The organism is Vibrio sp. 10N.286.48.F5 (assembly GCF_041469785.1).
GTDB classification, from domain to species: Bacteria; Pseudomonadota; Gammaproteobacteria; order Enterobacterales; family Vibrionaceae; genus Vibrio; species Vibrio crassostreae_C.
The window spans coordinates 2488-23518 of sequence record NZ_JBFRLG010000030.1 but is presented as its reverse complement, the minus strand read 5'-3'; the positions used below and the strand labels follow the sequence as shown (position 1 = coordinate 23518).

The following is a 21031-nucleotide window of genomic DNA, read 5'->3' as shown; positions in this document are numbered from 1 at the left end:
TGAAAGGCGCACATGAGTGCGCCTTTTTTATATCTGTTTATCGGTGAACAGGTAGATCGACACAAAGTGCTCTGCGTTTGTCAAGTCTGTCTATAAGTTGTCGACACATTGGTTTCGAGTGATTTCAGGGTAGGGAAGGGTTTAGCGGCTCTTTCTTTGCTTAAATCGATAAATAACAAGTGGTTGAATTGTTTTTAGTGTCCTTTTAAGTAAGTTTTTATCGCCTATAGAAAGTACTACCTTAGTCTAAATTGTCGACAATTTGCTTGATTGTCGACAATTTAATCGTGTATTTTATGTTCATGTTATGGAATTGTTGACAATTAAGGTTCAGCAAATAGAAGTGAGCAGCGTGAATATGAATACTGCGATAAAAGATCTCAGCTTAAATGCAAACACGAAAACACGTGTTAGCGATAAAGAGAACACTAAATCAGAAAATCTCACTGAGTATCTCGTTGAGGCGATTGTTAGCGGTGAATTACTACCGGGCAGTAAGATTTCGGAACCTGAATTGGCTAAACGCTTCGAAGTAAGCCGAGGCCCATTACGTGAAGCGATAATGCGAGTTGAAGGGCTTGGCCTAATAGAACGCATTCCACATGTTGGCGCGCGAGTGATTACTTTTTCGGCAGAAAAACTGCTAGAGCTTTACGCGGTGCGAGAGGCTTTGGAAGGCATGGCTGCTCGACTCGCAGCGAGACATATCACACAAGAAGAGCTTGTCGGGCTTGAAGGGTTATTGTCGACACATTCAAAGCATATCGATGAAGTAGAAGGTTCTTCTTACTTTCATCAACATGGGGATTTTGATTTCCATTACCGCATTATCAAAGCGAGTCGCAACAGCAAACTCATTTCGTTGTTGTGTGACGAGCTTTATCACTTATTACGTATGTATCGCTATCAATCACCTAGGGCGCAGTCTCGTCCAAAAGAGGCGCTAGATGAACACAAATACATTCTACAAGCGATCCGTAACCGTGATGAAGAGCTAGCAGAAATGCTTATGCGAAGACACATATCGGGCAGTCGACTGCTTATAGAACAACAAATCCAATCCAAAGATCTTGATTAACTGGCGACTGGTATCTGTCAGCGGGTCAGAGCTGGCGATAACCAAAAGCCGTAAGTCTTAAAGGTTAGCTAGAAATAAACAATTAACAGGGAGCGTCATTATGAAGTTACCAGCAGGAGCTAAGTTCCGACAAGCTGTGCAAGACAACGACCCATTGCAGATCGTCGGCACGGTCAATCCGTACTGCGCGATGATGGCAAAGAACTTGGGGCATCAGGCGATCTATTTGTCTGGCGGAGGCATCGCCAATGCGTCTTATGGGTTGCCTGATTTAGGCATCACCACATTGAACGATGTGTTGGTAGATGTTGAACGTATTACCAACGCGTGTGATCTGCCATTGCTGGTGGATATCGATACGGGATTTGGTGGCGCATTCAATATTGCACGTACGATTCGCGCTATGGAGAAGGCAGGCGCAGCAGCAATCCATATGGAAGACCAAGTGGCCCAGAAACGCTGTGGTCATCGACCAAATAAAGCGATTGTAAGTCAGCAAGAGATGGTCGATAGAGTCAAAGCGGCAACCGATGCTAGAACCGATGAAAGCTTTGTGATTATGGCACGTACGGATGCATTGGCGGTTGAAGGCATTGATAGCGCAATTGAGCGAGCGATAGCTTGTGTTGAAGCGGGCGCAGACATGATCTTCCCTGAGGCGATGAATCAACTCGATCAATACGTGAAGTTCTCGGCAGCGCTGAAATCAGCAACGGGCAAGCACGTGCCTATTCTTGCGAACATCACTGAATTTGGCCAAACACCACTCTACAGCTGTAACGAGTTAGCCCAATCAAGTGTCGACATGGTGCTTTATCCATTGAGTGCGTTCCGTGCGATGAACAAAGCGGCGGAGAATGTTTACAAGCACTTGCTAGTTGAAGGCAATCAAGAAGCTCTGTTGGATTCAATGCAAACCCGTAAGGAGCTTTACGAACACCTTAATTACCACGACTACGAGAACAAGCTTGATCAGTTGTTTTCAAGCGAAGGGTAAACCAGTTTCAATTAATCAAAAATCAACTTAATCCAATAACGTGAAATGGTTAGTCGCCAAATCCAGTACCGATGATAAAGATCATCGGGCATATAAATAGGCAGCACCAAAGAGTGCAGGCGGCTAACACAGAAAAGGAGTTCACCATGTCTGTATCTTTGAGTGATAAAGCCGCTGTCGAAAATGCTTCAAAAGTAGAGCAAAAAAGTGAAAAAACAGCAAACAAACCAGCCAGCGCACCGGCAATCGGTGGTGCTGGTCTACGTGGTCAAAGTGCAGGGTCGACTGCGCTATGTACGGTAGGAAAATCAGGAACGGGTTTAACTTACCGTGGCTATGACATTACCGATCTTGCTAACCACGCTCAGTTTGAAGAAGTGGCACATCTGCTATTAAGAGGCCATTTGCCCAATGAAAAAGAGCTAGACGATTACAAAACATTGTTGGTTGGTTTACGTGGTTTACCTCAACCTTTGAAAGCATTGTTGGAGCTTATTCCTGCAGATGCTCACCCAATGGATGTGATGAGAACGGGTTGTTCGATGCTAGGTAATCTAGAGCAAGAATCTGATTTTTCAGAACAATTGCCTGCGACTGAACGAATGCTCGCGCTTTTCCCTGCGATTATTTGTTACTGGTATCGCTTTAGCCATGATGGCGTGCGCATTGATACGGAAGATCAAAGCGAAGCATGTTTGGGTGGCTATTTCTTGAAGATGTTGACTGACAAAACGCCTAGTGAACTTCATAAGAAGGTGATGCACTGCTCGCTAACCCTTTACGCGGAACATGAGTTTAATGCCTCTACCTTTGCCGCTCGTGTTTGTGCGTCAACACTGTCGGATATTCATTCTTGTGTAACGGCTGCGATTGGCACACTAAGAGGCCCACTGCACGGTGGTGCGAATGAAGCGGCAATGGAAATGATCCAAGATTGGCAAACCGCCGATGAAGCCGAAACCAACATCATGCAGATGCTTGCTAACAAAGACAAAATAATGGGCTTCGGTCATGCTATTTATCGTGAAAGCGATCCTCGAAATGCCTTAATCAAGCGTTGGTCAAAAGAGCTTGCTCAAGAGGTGGGAGATGAACAGCTTTACGCCGTTTCAGAGCGTGTTGAAGCAGTCATGAAGCGTGAGAAAGGCTTGTTCTGTAATGCGGATTTCTTCCATGCCTCTGCCTATCACTTCATGGACATCCCAACCAAACTGTTCACGCCAATCTTTGTGATGAGTCGCCTTACAGGCTGGACAGCACACGTGTTCGAGCAAAGAGAAAATAATCGCATCATTCGCCCAAGTGCAGACTACACCGGGCCAGAGCATCAAGACTGGCTGCCAATCCATTTACGTTAGTTCTCTATATCGAGCCGACTTATATCTCGAGGTGACTTTTATCTTCATGTGATAAGACCTCGAGAACCAACGAATAGAATTTAACAGATAATGGTGGATGTATGTCTGATGTGAAATTTGAACCAAAGCAGTACCGTAAGCCTTTACCCGGTACCCATTTAGAATATTTCGACGCTCGTGAAGCGGTAGATGCGATATCTCCGAGCAGCTATAAAACCTTGCCTTATACGTCGAGAGTGCTGGCGGAACAATTGGTAAGACGTTGTGATCCAGCTGCACTTGAAGATAGCTTAAAACAGATCATCGAGCGTAAGAGCGACTTAGATTTTCCTTGGTATCCAGCACGTGTCGTGTGTCATGACATTTTGGGTCAAACCGCTTTAGTAGATTTAGCTGGCTTACGAGACGCGATTGCCGACCAAGGCGGAGACCCTGCCAAGGTGAACCCAGTGGTCGAAACTCAACTGATTGTTGATCACTCTTTGGCAGTGGAACATGCCGGGTTTGATAACGAAGCATTTGATAAAAACCGAGCGATTGAAGAGCGCAGAAACGAAGACCGTTTTCATTTTATTGAATGGTGTAAAACCGCGTTTAAAAACGTGAGTGTGGTCCCAGCGGGTAATGGGATCATGCACCAGATTAACTTGGAGAAAATGTCTCCAGTTATTCAATCTAAAGAAGGCATCGCGTTTCCTGATACTTGTGTTGGTACCGATAGCCATACACCGCACGTTGATGCTCTGGGCGTTATTGCGATTGGTGTGGGCGGCTTGGAAGCTGAGACAGTGATGCTCGGTCGTCCGTCGATGATGCGATTGCCTGATATTGTCGGCGTTAAACTGACGGGTCAGAGACAAGAAGGGATAACTGCAACGGATATTGTGCTTGCGATTACTGAGTTCCTTCGCAATGAGAGAGTGGTCTCAAGCTATTTGGAATTCTTCGGTGAGGGGGCTCGTGCACTGACCATTGGTGACCGCGCAACCATCTCCAACATGACGCCAGAGTATGGTGCGACAGCGGGTATGTTCTATATCGATGAGCAGACTATTCAATACCTGAAACTCACTGGTCGAGAGCCTGAGCAGGTTGAACTAGTTGAACGCTACGCCAAGCAAACCGGGCTATGGGCTGACGATCTAGACTCTGCTCAATACGAACGTGTATTAGAGTTTGATTTATCGAAGGTTGAGCGCAATCTTGCAGGGCCGTCTAACCCTCATCGCCGTTTGCCAACCAGAGAGCTGGCTGAACAAGGTATCAGTCAAACATCTTGGAAAGAGCAGCATGCTAAGCAGTACAGCGATGAACAGATGCCTGATGGTGCCGTAATCATCGCAGCGATTACCTCTTGTACTAACACCAGTAATCCAAGAAATGTGGTCGCCGCAGCATTGGTGGCTAAGAAAGCCAATCAGCTTGGATTAGTTCGTAAACCGTGGGTGAAAACGTCATTTGCTCCAGGTTCTAAAGTTGCCAAGCTTTATCTTGAGTCCGCCGGTTTGTTGCCTGAACTGGAAAAACTAGGCTTCGGTATCGTCGGTTATGCGTGCACAACCTGTAATGGAATGAGTGGTGCGTTGGATCCTAAAATTCAACAAGAGATCATCGACCGCGACCTATATTCAACCGCTGTGTTGTCAGGGAATCGAAATTTCGATGGTCGAATCCATCCCTATGCAAAACAAGCGTTTTTAGCCTCACCGCCATTAGTGGTTGCTTATGCCTTGGCGGGTACGATTCGCTTTGATATCGAGAAAGACAGCTTAGGCACTGACAACCATGGTAAGCCAATCTACTTAAGCGATTTATGGCCGAGTGATGCCGAGATCGATGCTGTTGTCGGTGAGCATGTTAAGCCTCAGCAATTCCAACAAATCTACGTAAAAATGTTCCAGCCAGACGAGGAGCAGGTGACTACTGAACCGCTTTATGACTGGCGACCTCAAAGTACCTATATTCGCAGGCCACCTTATTGGGAAGGTGCTCTTGCGGGAGAACGAAGCCTATCTGGTATGAGACCTTTAGCGATTCTGGGTGACAATATCACTACAGATCACTTATCCCCTTCAAATGCGATTCTCGCTTCGAGCGCTGCGGGGGAATATCTCACCAAAATGGAAGTGCCGGAAGAGGACTTTAACTCTTACGCGACCCATCGAGGCGATCACTTAACCGCCCAACGAGCAACCTTCGCCAACCCTAAACTGTTCAACGAAATGGTGAAGGACGCAGGAGAAGTCGTTCAAGGTTCACTAGCAAGGGTTGAACCCGAAGGTCAAGTTACGCGAATGTGGGAAGCGATAGAAACCTACATGAACCGTAAACAACCTTTGATTGTCGTTGCTGGCGCAGACTACGGGCAAGGTTCATCACGTGACTGGGCAGCCAAAGGGGTGCGCTTGGCGGGTGTTGAAGTGATTGTTGCCGAAGGCTTTGAACGAATCCACAGAACCAACTTAGTTGGAATGGGTGTGTTGCCTTTGCAGTTTAAAGCGGGAACCAATCGCAATACCTTAGAACTGGACGGCACCGAGCTTTACGACGTGTACGGCGACATTGAAGCAGGGTCTGATTTGGCTCTAGTCATCACTCGTAAAAACGGTGACAAGCTGGATGTTCCTGTGACCTGCCGACTAGACACGGCAGACGAAGTGAATGTGTACAGCGCTGGTGGCGTATTGCAACGTTTCGCTAAAGACTTTCTCGCACAGTAGGAGCTTATGATGACAAATAAACAGATAAAAGTACCTGCTACCTACATGCGGGGCGGAACAAGCAAAGGCGTTTTCTTCAACTTAAGTGACTTACCTGAGGCTGCGCAAGTTGCCGGAGAAGCTCGAGACGCATTACTTCTGCGCGTGATTGGTAGTCCAGATCCTTATGGCAAACAAACCGATGGCATGGGTGGTGCAACATCCAGTACCAGTAAAACCGTTATTGTTTCGAAAAGTAGTAAAGCCGATCACGATGTTGATTACCTATTCGGCCAAGTAGCAATAGACAAGCCGTTCGTTGATTGGAGCGGTAACTGCGGCAATCTGTCTGCTGCAGTGGGCCCATTTGCTATTCATAGTGGCCTAGTCGACTCGAATCGTATTCCAGAAAACGGTGTGGTCGAGGTGCGAGTATGGCAAGTGAACATAGAGAAAACCATTATTGTTCATGTACCTATCGCTGGTGGCGAAGTTCAAGAGTTAGGTGATTTTGAACTCGACGGTGTCACTTTCCCCGCCGCTGAGATCCAAGTTGATTTTCTAGACCCCGCCGATGCGAGTGGCTCTATGTTCCCAACAGGGAATGTTGTCGATTTTTTAGATGTTCCCGATCTGGGTTGCATCAAAGCGACATACATTAATGCTGGGATACCCACCATTTTTGTTGATGCTGAATCGGTTGGCTACCAAGGCACTGAACTTCAATCAGATATCAATAGTGATACCAAAGCCTTGGCTCTGTTTGAATCCATACGAGCACATGGTGCAGTAGCAATGGGTCTTATTGATTCTTTAGAACAAGCTGAATCACGTCAACATACACCTAAAGTCGCGTTTGTTGCTAAGCCTCAAGCGTACCAAGCTTCCAGTGGTAAATCGGTTGCTGTCGAAGATACTGACCTTCTGGTGCGTGCTTTGTCTATGGGGCAACTGCACCATGCCATGATGGGTACGGCTGCGGTTGCTATTGCTTCAGCGGCAAGTGTTCCTGGCACCTTAGTGAACTTGGCAGCCGGTGAGGGAAGTCGTGATTTCGTGACCTTTGGACACCCGTCAGGAACCTTAAAGGTAGGTGCGAAAGCGCTGCAGGCCGAAAGTGGGTGGAAAATAGAGAGGGCGATTATGAGTCGTAGTGCCCGAGTGATCATGGAAGGTGCCATTCGTGTGCCTTTTCCCAAGTAAAGCGATTGTCGTGAACGGTTAAATGTTCACGAACATTACGCTGAGAAAAGAGTGCACCCAAGTGACACTGCTAAAAGCTAGTTGCTTGGACAAATGGATAAATCATGGAGGATGCACTATGTCTGCTACGAATCGAATGACTAGAAAAACAGATTACATCACCGAGTATCAATGGGCGAGGGAAGACCCAAATTCGTTTTGGGAAACACAATCACAAGCAATTGATTGGTTTGAGTCACCTAAAACGATATTACAAACTGACGATAACGGAATTGAGCGTTGGTTTCCTGATGGGGTGATGAACACCTGCTGGCTCGCGCTGGATTATCATTGTGAAAATGGGCGAGGTGACAATACCGCACTGATTTACGACTCTCCAGTTACAGGAACTCAATCCTCGTACACTTACAATCAATTGCGTAACCAAGTGGCTAAAGTCGCTGGTATGTTAGCCACGCAAGGCGTTACCAAAGGTGATCGTGTGGTGATCTACATGCCAATGATTCCTGAAGCGGCGATGGCAATGTTGGCCTGTGCACGACTAGGTGCGGTGCATTCGGTGGTGTTTGGTGGTTTTGCCCCTCATGAGCTTGCCGTTCGAATTGAAGATGCCGAGCCCAAGGTGTTGATTACTGCATCCTGCGGTGTCGAGATAAATAAAGTCCTGCCATATAAGCCGATGGTCGATCGCGCGATCATGGACAGCCGATGGAAGCCTGAGAAAGTGGTGGTATTCCAAAGAGAGCAGTCTCTAGCCGAATTGAACAACGAACGTGATGTACTTTGGCAGCAAGCTGTTGAGGATGCTTTGCCTCACGTATGTGTGCCTGTTCTAGCGACTGACCCACTATATATCTTGTATACATCAGGGACGACGGGTAAGCCAAAAGGCGTGGTGCGCGATAATGGTGGTCATGCGGTCGCGATGAAATACTCGATGAGCACTATCTACGATATGCCGCAAGATGGTGTGTTTTGGGCGGCTTCTGATGTCGGCTGGGTAGTGGGGCATTCCTATATTGTGTATGCGCCATTGATTCATGGTTGCACAACCATCTTGTTTGAAGGAAAGCCAGTTAGAACGCCAGACCCGGGGGCATTCTGGCGTGTGTGTGAAGAGTACAACGTCGATGTGTTATTTTCTGCGCCAACGGCATTTAGAGCTATCAAGAAAGAAGATCCTGAAGGCGAGTTACTCACCAAGTATGACTTATCATCGCTCAAGTCGATTTTTATGGCGGGAGAGCGTTTGGACCCGCCAACATTGGATTGGGTTGAGTCTCATACCAATAAACCGGTTATTGACCACTGGTGGCAAACCGAAACGGGTTGGGCTATTTCTGCCAATCCGACAGGGCTGGAATCTTTGCCAGTGAAAGCAGGTTCTTCAACTAAGCCTGTGCCCGGTTACCAAGTCGAGATTCTTAATGAATTGGGTGAAACGGCACAGCCTAATCAGCAAGGCTTTGTTGCACTCAAACGTCCACTACCACCCGGTTGTCTGCCAACGGTTTGGCGTAATCATGATCGATTTGAATCTGGCTATCTGAGCCAATTCCCAGGCTATTATGTTTCTGGGGATGGTGGCTATCTTGATGAAGATGGGTATCTATTTATTATGGGTCGTATCGACGATGTGATAAACGTAGCGGGACACCGTCTGTCGACCGGAGAAATGGAAGAGATCGTGGGTGGTCACCCAGCCATTGCAGAATGTGCGGTAGTCGGGATTCACGATGACTTGAAAGGACAACTTCCTTTAGGTCTAGTTGTGTTAAAAGATGGCGTAAAAGTCGATGGCATTGAGTTGCAAAGGGAATTGGTTGGCAAGGTTCGTAATGAGATCGGCGCGGTAGCTTGTTTTAAGCAAGCCTTGGTTGTTGAGAGGTTACCTAAGACACGCTCAGGTAAGATCTTACGTAGAACGATCCGGCATATCGCAGAAGGTGAACAATATGTGGTGCCTTCAACTATTGACGACCCTACCAGCTTAACTGAAATTGCTGAAAAGCTCGGCAAATAGAAGTCGCAGTTTAGGTAATCTCCCTTCGGCTTGTTGATTTATACATAAGCCAGCGTGATGGTTTACCTAAACGCCAGTTTATTCATCCGCTTATCCATTGCGTTTACTATGACCTCATTATGATTCCCACATATTGAGGTCTTTTTATGCGAGCTTACTTTTTGTTGATTGCTTTACTGGTTAGTGGTGCTGCTAGTGCCAGTATTTCAAAGGATGAAGCGAGTAGAGCGTTGTTAGAACCTTTGAGTCACCCCAAGGTATTTAAGTGTGTGTCCAAGACAGGCGTCGATCTCTATCAAGCGGTTTTTGATATGGGCGTGGGATATGAAGCCGACCCGATCAACTCGAAGATGATCGTTAATTCAAGGAAAGGTCGCTACGAATATCAAATCTTAGGCGCGGTAAGGTCTGAAAGAGCCGGTGAAATTGTCGTGTTGACTCGTCATGTGGGAGACGGTGTTAAAGTTGCCGCAATGATTGATGACGAAAATGGCAAGATACTGGGGATCGGCGATAAAAATCATTATCGAGATTGCGGTGTTAGGCCACCACCTAGCGCAGAAAATATGCAAAACTTTTGGTCCAAAGGCTAAGAGTGACATCTGAAAGAGAAGAATTATAGAGAAAGTTCGATTGAGGCGACCTTATTGGTCGCCTTTTTTGTTTGTCAGGCTAAGGCGAGCTCAAAGATATATATCAATAAGCACTTATGCGATGGTTGAATGATACATAACTGAACATGATGTATCGTCTAAACGTGGCTTTATTTATCTCATTAACGGTTCTGCTTAAGATGGCTCTACTCCAAACGAAGAACCAAGCGAGACTCCTATGAAATTCACTAAACCTTTTCTTTTAGCGACACTGATTGTGACTCTTTCTGGTTGCGCATCACCAGCAATGGATAACGAAAATGAGAATGCTGCACGTAATCGTGGTGCTGTAGGTGGTGCTTTACTAGGAGCAACAGCAGGTGCTCTAACTGGAGATGCGAGTTTAGCCGTGAAGGGCGCTGCATTAGGTGGTGTGACCGGTGGTGTTGCGGGTTCAATGAAAGATACGGATGATGCGAGAAACGCACAGCGAACCCAAGTCACTGCTGATGGTCTGGCGCAAGACAATCGCACCGATGCAGAAAAGCGAGTTGCTGAAGTAGAGGCGGAAATTAAGCTTATTGAACTGGAACAACAGCTTGCTGATCTCAAAGAAGAGAAAGAAGATAACGGTGCATAAAGCTGAAGCTACAGCAAAAGCCACGGCAAAAACCATAGCTTCGATATTCGTTTAATTCAAAATCATTCAAACAGAATGGCCACGTAATGTGGCCGTTTTTGTATCTAAAATACACACTTCAAACAATGAATTAATTCAATAACTTGTATAGATACTCACGCCAAGTAAACTAGACTCAGTTTAGATATTAATTTGGTTTGAGAAGCGCAATAGTCATGAATGTCACCTTAAGGGCCGCAAAGCACGCGGATTTAGAACAACTTAACGAGTTAATGTTCGATCTCCACCATCACCACCACCTTGCTAGCCCAGAGCACTTTAAAACGGCAGAAGAGATTGAGCAGGAAAAAAGCATTGCACGATACTTGGATGACCCTGAATGTTTGGTTTATGTGGCATTAAAAGGAGAGCTCATTGTTGGCTTTATCTCTGGGCATTTTTGTGAGCTTATCTCAACGGTCAGCAAACCAGTGCCGATGGGAAGTGTCGATGAACTGTTTGTCTTGCCTGATTATCGAAAAGAATCGATTGCTGAAAAGTTGTTTAACAAAGTTGAAAGTACTTTTGATGATTATGGGGTTGAACAAGTCTTTGTAGAAGTTTGGGACTTTAACTCGCCTGCCAAGGACTTCTATCAAAAAATGGGGTTCACACCTCACATTCAATGGATGAGGAAGGCTTTGCACAAAACGTAGACAGCGATTTTGTGTGGCTTTGATTACAATAGTTCAACTGCAACAGCAGTCTTCAATATTCTTCTATTATTTTTTAGGTAAACTCGTTGGTTATTCGATATTTATTAGTTTTCATACTGTCTCTTTTGAGTACTACTTCCGCTTGGGCAAACGACACTTTGCCCGATCATATCGCGGGCGCCTTGTGTGTAGTACGTGCTGATAACCAAATCGTGTTGGTTGATGAGTTGATCACAGGTCAATTGTCTCTACCGGGAGGCACTGTTGTTTCAGGTGAGCCGCCAGCCGTCGCGGCGCAACGTGAAACGTGGGAAGAGGCTGGTTTGTCGGTAACGGTCGGTGATGTGCTAGGTTATACCGACAGTGCCGTCGTGTTTGATTGTATTTCTGACTCTGAAGTGATCAGTTACAAGGCTCGAAATGAGTTAGGTGGCTTTGAGCTGCCGATTTGGTTTGCTCCTCATTATGGCGTGGAAGTCAGCCGAGCGATGTTACTTCCTCCTACTGAATTGCAAGATCACCAATACCGCTACCCAGAACAGTGGTCTGAGATTAACGAGCTGTTTTTATCTGCGACAGATCAACCGGTGACGTATGTGACTGAGCTGGTGGGCGCGGCACCCAAAGTCCATCAAGTTGAATTAAATTGGATTGTGTCACTTCAAAACACGTTCGATAAGATGCCAAGCGTATTTGCGAATACTGTGCTTTTGACTGACTTGTTGGCCAAGCCATGGGTCTTCATTGTGATATTGCCGTTAATTGCTTGGTACTTTGGCCGTAACTTCGCGTTGAAGTTTGGCTTCACTTTGATCTCGGTGACACTACTTACTTTAATCGCGCACCAAGGTTTTGGTTTTCCACGTCCACACGCTTACATGCCAACATTGAAACTGGTGATGAGCAGTGGGTATAGTTTTCCAAGTCTGTTGGCTGCCTTGTGGGTCAGTTTAACCTTGTTAGTCTTTTGGAAACTAAAGCGCCTCTTGGAGCAAAAAGCCATTCTGGTAGTGCTCGCTGGCCTGCTGTGGATCATGCTATTTAAGTCTTATTCAGGTAGTGCGTTTTTTAGTGATGTATTAATGGGTGGCGTATTAGGCGCTTTAACGACGTGGCATATCGTGAGATTAGACGCGAAACCGGATGTTGATATTAGCGCCTTATTGAGTTCTAAAGGTGTTTGGTGGGCATTGTGCTTACTGTCGATTGTTCTGACGGTGATATGGCCACTGCCAACATTCTCATTCTGGGTGGCGATTTTGATGACGATTGCATGCCTAGTGACGTTAACAGACTCGAAACCTTTGGTTGGTCAGTTCTCATTCAAGATCGTTCTTGGAGTGATGGCGATGTTGTTAGCGGGAAATCTGCTGATTAGCTGGGCTGGAAGCTTTGTCTCTTTCAGCGGTATTGCTTCATTTATTGTTGAAACGTTACGTTTCCCAATCTTGATTCTGTTTGGTGTGGTGGCATTTCGTCTGCCATGGAAAAGAGAGTAAGCGACTCGACTAACACAAAATCAAAAAGGCTGTGCAGTGCACAGCCTTTGTCATTTCTGAAACAAGCAAAAAGTAATTCTTATTAGAACCTGTTGAGCGTTTATGAGTTGAAGATAAACTTCTCAATCGCGACCGCTACACCATGGTCGTCGTTGCTAGCTGTGATGTGATCCGCCAGTTTCTTGGTTTCTTCCATTGCGTTTTCCATTGCAATGCCAAGGCCTGCGTATTCAAGCATATGGTGATCGTTTTCAGCATCACCCATGCAGATGACTTCTTCCGCTTTAATGCCTAAGTGTTTCGCTATCGCTTCAATACCGACACCCTTGTTTGATTTCGGGTTTAGGAACTCTAAGAAGAATGGTGCACTTTGTACGATAGTAAACTGAGTCTTAAGCTCTTGTGGCAACTTACCGATGATTTCAGTCAGCTTGCTTGGTTCAGCGACAATCATAGTTTTGATGATTTCGTGGTCATCTTCTAGTTGAGAAAAGTCGAACTCGGTTATATCTAAGCAATTAATACGCGCTTCAATACCAGTGTACTCATTGTTCTCAGGTGTGATTAAGCCATGGATCTTGCTGAAAGCATGGACATAACCACCAAGCTGTTCAGCGAGGGCAGCAATCTCTTTTGCGGCTTTACCGTTGCTGATCTCACTGTGAATGATCTCTTTTGTCGATACGTTCTGAACCATAGAGCCGTTGTAGAAGAGTACAAAGTCATCTTCGCCGTCAATCGAAAGCTCATCTAATTTGCTTTGCATGCCTTCTAAAGGGCGACCAGAAGCGAGAACTACTTTCACACCTGCAGCTCGTGCTTTGGCGATTGCGTCTTTGTTCTCTTGAGAAATCACTTTTTCACTGTTGAGTAGTGTGCCATCCATATCAAGAGCAATCAGTTTGTACATGTTGTTCCTTACTAAAAAATTAAAAGCTAACGAAATCTATGGGCGAAAGGATAAGGGAACTTGAAAGTTCAGGCTAGGGCTTTGATCAACTCATTTATCAGTACTCATTTGTTTGACCAAAAGGGGGAAGTGCTTTAAGGTCTGCGGTTGATTAATTTCATCAAATGATTGAGCTGAGGGAAAGTTGTACAAGATTAATGAAATGTTTGAAACCATTCAGGGTGAGGGCGTGTTTACTGGCGTTCCCGCTGTTTTTGTTCGTCTGCAAATTTGCCCAGTGGGCTGTTCTTGGTGTGATACCAAGCAGACCTGGGAAGCGTTGCCAGAAGAGGAAACCAGCCTTGGCGATATTATGGTTAAGACAGAAGATTCACCTACTTGGTCAGCAATCGATGCTCAAGGAATCGTGAATGAATATATCAAGCAAGGTTACACTGCTAAGCACATTGTGATTACTGGTGGTGAGCCATGCATTTATGATCTTGTTCCTCTTACTGAAGCGTTTGAGCAGCACGGTTGTTGCTGTCAGATTGAGACTAGCGGAACATCAGAAGTTAAAGCCACACCGGACACTTGGGTTACGGTGTCACCGAAAGTGGCGATGAAAGCGAAACTGGAAATCTTAGATAGCGCCTTGCAACGTGCTAACGAAATTAAGCATCCAGTAGGTACAAGCAAAGACATCGAACAACTTGACGGTTTATTGGAGCGAGCAGCAGTTCCTAACGACACTGTTATCGCTCTGCAACCAATCAGCCAAAAAGACCGCGCTACTCAGCTTTGTATTGATACCTGCATTGAGCGCAATTGGCGCTTATCAATACAAACTCACAAATATTTGAGCATCGCATAGGTTGTATTTTTACTGGGCAAGATAAGTCGCTAGTAGAAGGTTCTCGTAAGGATTTAAGATGAAAAAAGCAGTGGTAGTATTCAGTGGTGGTCAAGACTCAACAACGTGTCTTGTTCAAGCATTAAAAGAGTATGATGAAGTTCATGCGATTACGTTTGATTATGGTCAGCGCCATAGACTCGAGATTGAAGTTGCTGAGTCATTGTCGAAAGAGCTTGGTGTGAAAGCGCACAAAGTGATGGATGTGACTCTGTTGAATGAACTGGCTATCAGCTCTTTGACTCGTGACGATATTCCTGTGTCTCATGAGCTGCAAGAGAATGGGCTGCCGAATTCATTCGTTCCTGGTCGTAATATTCTATTTCTGACTCTAGCGGGTATTTACGCTTACCAAATCGGTGCTGAAACCGTGATTACAGGTGTGTGTGAAACAGACTTTTCTGGTTACCCTGATTGTCGTAATGACTTTGTGAAGGCGATGAACTCTGCACTTGTACAAGGTATGGACAAGCAGCTTGATATCAAAACACCGCTAATGTGGTTAAACAAGGCTGAGACATGGGCGCTAGCAGACCAGTACTCAGCACTTGAACTTGTTAGAAACAAAACACTGACTTGTTACAACGGCATTGTTGGTGATGGCTGTGGCGATTGTCCGGCATGTGAACTGCGTAAAGTTGGCCTTAACGATTACCTCGGTGATCGCGAAAGCATCATGGCTGAGTTGGTTCGCAAACAGGCTGAGAATAAATAATTTCAGGTAAATCAATCGGTTCGTTATATGCATCAATAATGCAGTTTCGGCCGTTGCTTTTGGCTTGATAGAGTGCTTGGTCGAGCACTGAATACAAGTCATCAAAGTCACTTAATGCGTTTGAGGTTGCTAGATAAGCAAAACTCGCGGTCACATTAAGTGACTTTTTGCTTTCTGATAAAAAGACAGTGCTTGAAATGGCGTAGTGCAACTCTTCAACGCGTTCTCGTACCTCTGCTGGTGGGGTATCGGTTAACATGATGACAAATTCTTCACCCCCTAAGCGACCAAACAATTCACCATTCACTAAGTGTTTTCTAATTTGATCACTAATATGGACCAGTGCCCGATCACCAGTAGGGTGCCCATGCTCATCATTAATCTTCTTAAACTTATCTAGATCGAGCAGCACGAGCACATGCTGTTTGTCCGTCCCTTTACAGCGTTTCACTCTTTTGATTCTTCGAATTATCTCAGTTCGGCTATATGCTTTCGTTAAGCCATCAATTGCTGCTTTTGCGCGAACCGTTTTGTTTATCAATACCGTGAAGCTTGCAGCGCAAAGCAACAGAATAACAACGATGTTGTACATCCATCTTTGATGTTCCATTTTTTCAATTTGAACGCGGTCGAGTTTCGTCTGATGTGTCAGGAAAGAGCTTTCTAGTTCTTGTTCATATTTGGCGTGCGTCAGGCCGAGCGCTTCGAGTGCGAGTCGATTGTCGATATCTCTAGCTTCCATTTGTATTGACGAGTATCGCTGGTAGAAATAGAAAGCTTGTTGGTAATCGCTGAGTGATTGATGAATATCAGAAAGCTGAAGAAGTGACTGCGCGATGTATTTATGCCTTGTGACTTGTTCAGCTAATTCTAGCGCTTGTTGAGCATAGTTGAGTGCTTCCGTTGGCAGTTTCTGTTCTTCGAACATATCGCTGATCGCCAAGTAAGCATTGATGCGAATGACATCATTGCTCAGTTTGCTCGAAGCTGAAAGAGACTCAATTAGGTAGGTTCTCGCCACATCATAGTTTTTCGTTTGAGTGTACGCTTTTCCTAAGCCAAGACTTGTGAGTGCAATACCGTAGCTATGCGACGTTGAGCTCAACAGTGTTCTTGCTGTCTGAAAGTGATGAATTGCTAGGTCACTTCGCTCTTGGTTGAGGTAGAGATCCGCAAGGCTGTGATGCACTTGTGCTTTCATTAAATCTGAAGCGTTTTCTCTGAGAGTTAGAGCTTGCTCTAGATACTCCGCCGATTTTTCATATTGCTTTAATTCTTTGAGCAAGTTACCCACATCGTTGTAAACCCCAGAAATATCATGTCCTTGTGGAAACACGTTTATTAGTGATAGGTAGGTGTCTAGTGCAGCTTGATAGTCACTGCGGAAATGATGATTGTTCGCGATGACTCGATAAGTCCCGAATTTTGGTAATACTGGGTCAGCGATATCATGTAAATCTGATTGAAGCGCAGAGCAGTAATGGTTTGCTTGATGATATTTAGCTTGCTCGTTAAGCGATCGGCATAGCTGGTACTTTAGTAAGGCTTTACCAGTTAAATCACTGCGAGATTGCATTTTCGCCAAGAGTGTTAGAAAGCCTTGTTGTGCTTGTTCATATTGGCCTTTGCCGTCTTTCCTCAGAGCAGAAATAAACGCTGTTTCTATCGCTTGGTAGTCGCTGTCGTTTGAAGCGATTCCGTAGAATGGCTGATCACGGTGGCTCATGTATTTATACAGAAGAGACGCAAGGTAAAGCTTATCTCCATAAACCGTTGACCCGATGTAGCGTGTTTGCAGCATGTTTAATGCGCGCTCAGGAGAGTGGTTTAAAGTAGATAGATAAAGTGCGTTCCAATCAGCATTTGGAGTAGAGCTTAAATTGGAGGTATCGACTAGTGAATAGTGGTCACGATCTGACGTTGATACTTGGCTATAAGAACAAAAGCTAATGAATAGTAGAAAGGTAACAAAAACGAAGTGATTCACAAGAGACGATCAATCAGATAAAGAACGATATTCTATTATTAGTTTGATGTTGCTTCAAATTTTGAAAGGTACAGCTACGAGGTTATGCGAGGTAGATCTCTAATTTATTGATACTAATCAGAGGTATATCGGTCGCACGATTTGCGCGACCGATATCGGAAATTAGATGTATAATTTCGCTAGGTCAGAAGGCTCAAGCTCTTTGCCTTCTAATGTTGCATTCCAGTTAGTACCAACAAGAACGCCGTCTTCAGCAAGAGTCAGTAACCAATCTTCTACAAAGATATCTAGTGGAATTTCTAATACTTCGAAGTCAGCCCACTCTTCAACGTTGTGAGTTTGAGCATCTTCTTTTGAAGACCAGAATGGCATCACTTCGCTGTTTTCGAATTCACTTGAGTCACATGCTAGCCAACCTTCTTCATTGCGAAGGCCCCATACCAGTTTAGTTTCTTGTGTTTCAGAAACGAAAAGTTCTAGATTTGCTTGAGTATCAGCTGTTAGTTTGCTCATGGATTAATTCTCTATGTTGATAACGTGACAAGATTAACATTATAGACGGCTTAGGTATATGCTATTTAAGGAATTATAAGCGTACTGAAACGCTACCTAAAGATAACGTTTCAGATGAGGCATAACTAAGAGTGGTTACTTTCCAATTTTTGTAAAAATATGCCATTCTTCTTTGATCTTGCCTTTGAATCCGGCGACAGAAGCGACAACTTTTCTATTGAGCGCATGGTTGATTTTGGTTCCCTCTTTATTAGAAACGGTATCCCCGTAGCCAACGATTGTCACTCTAGATGGTTGTATACCATTACTTATTAGGGCTCGCCTTACATTTGATGCTCGTTCTTTCGATAAGTCTAAGTTGTGAGCCGCGTTTCCGACTTTACTCGCGTAGCCTTGTAGACGAATGGTTGTGCTTTCATACCGCTTTAAAAACGCGGCCATTTGACGAATTTGGCCAAGAAAAACAGGATTGATTTCTGTTGAATTGTTGGCAAATAAGATGTGAAGTTCTTTCTGTTCCGTTGACTCGAAATAAGAGCCGCAGCCGTCATTATCGATTTCAGCGCCAATCTGTGTATCAACACATAAATCACGGGCGTTGATAACACCATCATTGTCGTCGTCTTCTAGATCGTAACTTTGTACGCTCTCTGGGAGCGCTCGATACTCGAACTCTTCATCGTTTGTTTCAGCTAAAATGTTGGCAGAAGCAACCAATAGACAGAGTGGAAATACAGCTTTTAGCAGCTTCATTAATATTCTACCTTTTCATTCCATTCTTGGGGGATATCGACACGTAAACCTGTCAGTAAATTACCGGTTGCGTTCATGACCCGGTATTTAGCATATTGTTCATCGTACTTGGCATCTAAATAGCCTTTACGAGCTTCAAAGAGCTCATTTTCAGTGTTAAGTAAATCGAGAAGTGTTCGTTTACCGATGCGGTATTGCTTCTCGTAAGAGATAACCGTATCTGATGCTGAGTCTACGTGATCTGATAAGAACTCTTTCTGTTGTACGGTTAAATCAAGTGCGCTCCATGACAAGCGTAGGCTCTCTTCTACATTACGATATGTACTTTCACGCAGATCTTTGGCCTTATTTAATTGGTAAGCAGCACTTTCAGCGCGGTCTTGATCAGCGCCGCCGTTATACAAGTTATATCTCAAGCGGACCATTGCGGAAAATTCGTCACTACTCCCTTCGTTGCCACCTGCGTCATCACGCCAGGTTTGCGCGGCTTCGAAAGAAACAGTCGGATAATTTGAACTTTTAGACTGTTTATATTGGAATTTAGCGGAGTCCACATCGGCTTGTGCAATTTTAATAACAGGATGTTGGTTGAAAGCTTTCGCAAGAGCGCCATCTACGGTGTAAGGAATTGCTCCAGTGTCTGCTCGCGGAAACACTAACCCCAAAGGTGACTGTCCAACAATACGTTTAAATTGAGTATGCGTATCAAACAAATTATTTTGTGCTGCGAGCAAGTTACCATGAGCTTTCGCAATACGAGCTTCTACTTGGGACATATCTGCTGTAGAGCCAATGCCAGATTCGACACGTTTTCGAATATCTCTATAGATATCCTTGTGTGTTGCCAGGTTGTTTTCAGACAGGGTGAGGACTTCATAAGCTTTCACTGCATCAAGGTATACTTTGGTGACCTCGAGAGCGATATCTTGGGCGTTGGAGAGTAATTGGTAACGAACAGATTCTGCATCAGCCGCGGTACGATCAATATCGTTGGAAGTATTTGCTCCATCCCAAATTAACTGAGTCAAAGTAATCGTCGCTTCTTTACGCGTCAGATCTGTTGAATTTGTATTGGTCACTAGATCGGTATGCTCATAACCAATCCCACCATCTAGATCTATACTTGGACGATAAGCACCGCCAGAAGCATCGTTAACGTAACGTTTACTTACGTACTCATTATAAGCACTTTTAATTTCAGGATTGCTTTCCAACGTAAAAGCGACGGCTTGCTCAAGAGTTTGTGCCGCAGCTGGAAAGGTCATTGCTATAGCTAGCCCTAAGGTCGTCGTTTGAATCCTATTCAATTTGCATCTCTCCAAAATGAGTCACACCTGAGTCTTAATTTTGCACGATGATATACAAAATTCAGATGAACCGCCAAAAAAATTACGATCGCTACAACTGGCGCTCGCAAATGGTTGTAAATTTGTTAACCGATCACTGTGCGTATTGTGATGTTTTAATGCACTTAGAACACCTATTAATATGTCAATTATTTTTCGTTAGCACAATAACTTATATCAAATTTAAGAGCGCTTTAAGTATTGATGAGTGTGACCATTGTCATCATGGTGTATACGACCTTGTTAAAATATGCATTCATAACTATGAATTATATGGTGTTAGGTGTTATATTTTACCTAATATTATAAATACAATGTCACTATTTTGACGTTTTGATTGAAAAATGAGTTTTAGGGGTTTATATGGACATGACAGTATTGAATGCGAGCGGTGCATTGGCACTTGGTCAACGCATTGTTGTTTCGGTAGATGGTACAATTAAAGTCCTAGAAGACGGCCAGCCATTACAAGCAGGGGATGTCATTCTTGAATCCCAGAGCGAAAACTCTGAATCTCCAATTTCAGTCAAGCGTTTTTCGCCTGAAGATGGCGGTGAAGTTGAACTAGACCAAGACATTGCAAATATCTTTGCGGCTTTAGAAGAAGGTCAGGATCCGACGGAGCTAGGCGAAGAATTTGCAACGGCAGCTGGTGAAAGTGGTTCAAGCCTAGTAAGTAGCGGGACTATTGAGCGCGACGGTGAAGAAACCATTCCAGGTACTGAATTTGTAACGACGGGCTTTGAAGCGCTGGGAATGTCTCGTACTCAAAGCTTGAGTCTTCTTGATGCTTTCCGTTCGGTTGACCAACCGGATAGCCTAGGCACAGACAGCGAGACCATAGTTGACACAACAGCTCCAGATGCGCCAACACTGACACTTGATACGGACTCTGGCTCAGCGGCGGATGACTTCTTAACCAACGACGGCAGCTTCACAGTCGGCGACACAGAAGAGGGTGCGACAGTCGAATACCTCGTTGACGGAAACTGGACGACAACCGCACCCGTACCAACGGAAGGTGACAACACGATCACCGTTCGTCAAACCGACGCAGCGGGTAATACATCAGGCAGCAGCGAGCTGACGTTCACTCTAGACACAACAGCGCCAGATGCGCCAACACTGAC

At 44.9% G+C, this 21031-nt stretch carries 18 protein-coding genes; 13 read left to right on the top strand and 5 right to left on the bottom strand.

Translation table 11 applies throughout. From position 1 onward, the window contains the following. The first annotated feature begins 358 nt into the window (after positions 1-358). From AB4185_RS16210 to AB4185_RS16165, 10 genes are all read left to right on the top strand, one after another. Positions 359-1078 (top strand): GntR family transcriptional regulator, encoded by a 720-nt coding sequence (locus AB4185_RS16210; RefSeq protein ID WP_102428969.1) that lies wholly within the window; start codon positions 359-361, stop codon positions 1076-1078. Between the two features lie 100 nt (positions 1079-1178). Then, positions 1179-2075, top strand: coding sequence for a methylisocitrate lyase (gene prpB, locus AB4185_RS16205; protein ID WP_372135664.1), 897 nt, complete (start codon positions 1179-1181; stop codon positions 2073-2075). A 146-nt stretch (positions 2076-2221) separates the two neighbouring features. Then, positions 2222-3433, top strand: a complete 1212-nt coding sequence (prpC, locus tag AB4185_RS16200; protein WP_017063813.1) for a 2-methylcitrate synthase — start codon at positions 2222-2224, stop codon at positions 3431-3433. A 101-nt stretch (positions 3434-3534) separates the two neighbouring features. Continuing rightward, entirely contained in the window at positions 3535-6153 is a 2619-nt protein-coding gene (acnD, locus tag AB4185_RS16195) for a Fe/S-dependent 2-methylisocitrate dehydratase AcnD (RefSeq protein WP_372135663.1), read from the top strand. A gap of 9 nt (positions 6154-6162) precedes the next feature. Next, a complete protein-coding gene (gene prpF / locus AB4185_RS16190) occupies positions 6163-7335 on the top strand; it encodes a 2-methylaconitate cis-trans isomerase PrpF (protein ID WP_017069365.1) in 1173 nt (390 codons plus the stop codon). Between the two features lie 118 nt (positions 7336-7453). Continuing rightward, positions 7454-9358, top strand: coding sequence for a propionyl-CoA synthetase (locus tag AB4185_RS16185; protein ID WP_372135662.1), 1905 nt, complete (start codon positions 7454-7456; stop codon positions 9356-9358). A 146-nt stretch (positions 9359-9504) separates the two neighbouring features. Next, positions 9505-9951, top strand: coding sequence for a hypothetical protein (locus AB4185_RS16180; RefSeq protein WP_017077105.1), 447 nt, complete (start codon positions 9505-9507; stop codon positions 9949-9951). 238 nt (positions 9952-10189) lie between these two features. After that, positions 10190-10591 (top strand): glycine zipper domain-containing protein, encoded by a 402-nt coding sequence (locus AB4185_RS16175; RefSeq protein WP_017062298.1) that lies wholly within the window; start codon positions 10190-10192, stop codon positions 10589-10591. Between the two features lie 215 nt (positions 10592-10806). Beyond that, entirely contained in the window at positions 10807-11286 is a 480-nt protein-coding gene (locus AB4185_RS16170; RefSeq protein WP_009846623.1) for a GNAT family N-acetyltransferase, read from the top strand. An 86-nt stretch (positions 11287-11372) separates the two neighbouring features. Next, positions 11373-12785 (top strand): NUDIX domain-containing protein, encoded by a 1413-nt coding sequence (locus AB4185_RS16165; RefSeq protein ID WP_029235369.1) that lies wholly within the window; start codon positions 11373-11375, stop codon positions 12783-12785. 100 nt (positions 12786-12885) lie between these two features. Here AB4185_RS16165 and AB4185_RS16160 read toward each other — a convergent pair whose 3' ends face one another. After that, the gene (locus AB4185_RS16160) at positions 12886-13695 is read right to left on the bottom strand and encodes a Cof-type HAD-IIB family hydrolase (RefSeq protein ID WP_017062301.1); all 810 of its coding nucleotides are present in this window, start codon (positions 13693-13695) and stop codon (positions 12886-12888) included. A gap of 184 nt (positions 13696-13879) precedes the next feature. Here AB4185_RS16160 and queE point away from each other — a divergent pair, with 184 nt between their 5' ends. Both queE and queC read left to right on the top strand, forming a co-directional pair. Next, positions 13880-14548: a 7-carboxy-7-deazaguanine synthase QueE gene (gene queE / locus AB4185_RS16155; RefSeq protein WP_324295274.1), complete on the top strand. Its 669-nt coding sequence runs from the start codon at positions 13880-13882 to the stop codon at positions 14546-14548. A gap of 58 nt (positions 14549-14606) precedes the next feature. Beyond that, positions 14607-15302 (top strand): 7-cyano-7-deazaguanine synthase QueC, encoded by a 696-nt coding sequence (queC, locus tag AB4185_RS16150; RefSeq protein ID WP_017063822.1) that lies wholly within the window; start codon positions 14607-14609, stop codon positions 15300-15302. Here queC and AB4185_RS16145 read toward each other — a convergent pair. From AB4185_RS16145 to AB4185_RS16130, 4 genes are all read right to left on the bottom strand, one after another. Further along, positions 15262-17289, bottom strand: coding sequence for a diguanylate cyclase (locus AB4185_RS16145; protein ID WP_372135661.1), 2028 nt, complete (start codon positions 17287-17289; stop codon positions 15262-15264). The genes queC and AB4185_RS16145 overlap by 41 nt on opposite strands. 162 nt (positions 17290-17451) lie before the next feature. Next, positions 17452-17802, bottom strand: coding sequence for a DUF2750 domain-containing protein (locus AB4185_RS16140; protein ID WP_017062305.1), 351 nt, complete (start codon positions 17800-17802; stop codon positions 17452-17454). A 135-nt stretch (positions 17803-17937) separates the two neighbouring features. Beyond that, positions 17938-18555 carry an OmpA family protein gene (locus AB4185_RS16135; RefSeq protein WP_372135660.1) on the bottom strand — a complete coding sequence of 206 codons (618 nt, stop codon included), beginning with the start codon at positions 18553-18555 and terminating at the stop codon, positions 17938-17940. Next, positions 18555-19820: a TolC family outer membrane protein gene (locus AB4185_RS16130; RefSeq protein WP_010438562.1), complete on the bottom strand. Its 1266-nt coding sequence runs from the start codon at positions 19818-19820 to the stop codon at positions 18555-18557. Before AB4185_RS16130 ends, AB4185_RS16135 begins: the two co-directional genes overlap by 1 nt. Before the next feature lie 444 nt (positions 19821-20264). On the opposite strand from AB4185_RS16130, the gene AB4185_RS16125 reads away from it, so the two are divergent. Then, on the top strand, positions 20265-21031 hold a 767-nt coding region (locus AB4185_RS16125; RefSeq protein ID WP_372135659.1), incomplete at its 3' end, for an Ig-like domain-containing protein.

Bases quoted from the DNA above. Each gene is read 5' to 3' on its own strand.
- AB4185_RS16140 (WP_017062305.1), bottom strand. From the start codon at position 17,802: ATGAGCAAACTAACAGCTGATACTCAAGCAAATCTAGAACTTTTCGTT.
- AB4185_RS16135 (WP_372135660.1), bottom strand. From the start codon at position 18,555: ATGAAGCTGCTAAAAGCTGTATTTCCACTCTGTCTATTGGTTGCTTCT.
- AB4185_RS16130 (WP_010438562.1), bottom strand. From the start codon at position 19,820: ATGACCTTTCCAGCTGCGGCACAAACTCTTGAGCAAGCCGTCGCTTTT.
- AB4185_RS16180 (WP_017077105.1), top strand. From the start codon at position 9,505: ATGCGAGCTTACTTTTTGTTGATTGCTTTACTGGTTAGTGGTGCTGCT.
- prpF (WP_017069365.1), top strand. From the start codon at position 6,163: ATGACAAATAAACAGATAAAAGTACCTGCTACCTACATGCGGGGCGGA.
- AB4185_RS16175 (WP_017062298.1), top strand. From the start codon at position 10,190: ATGAAATTCACTAAACCTTTTCTTTTAGCGACACTGATTGTGACTCTT.
- AB4185_RS16210 (WP_102428969.1), top strand. From the start codon at position 359: ATGAATACTGCGATAAAAGATCTCAGCTTAAATGCAAACACGAAAACA.
- prpC (WP_017063813.1), top strand. From the start codon at position 2,222: ATGTCTGTATCTTTGAGTGATAAAGCCGCTGTCGAAAATGCTTCAAAA.
- prpB (WP_372135664.1), top strand. From the start codon at position 1,179: ATGAAGTTACCAGCAGGAGCTAAGTTCCGACAAGCTGTGCAAGACAAC.
- AB4185_RS16185 (WP_372135662.1), top strand. From the start codon at position 7,454: ATGTCTGCTACGAATCGAATGACTAGAAAAACAGATTACATCACCGAG.
- AB4185_RS16160 (WP_017062301.1), bottom strand. From the start codon at position 13,695: ATGTACAAACTGATTGCTCTTGATATGGATGGCACACTACTCAACAGT.
- AB4185_RS16170 (WP_009846623.1), top strand. From the start codon at position 10,807: ATGAATGTCACCTTAAGGGCCGCAAAGCACGCGGATTTAGAACAACTT.
- acnD (WP_372135663.1), top strand. From the start codon at position 3,535: ATGTCTGATGTGAAATTTGAACCAAAGCAGTACCGTAAGCCTTTACCC.
- queC (WP_017063822.1), top strand. From the start codon at position 14,607: ATGAAAAAAGCAGTGGTAGTATTCAGTGGTGGTCAAGACTCAACAACG.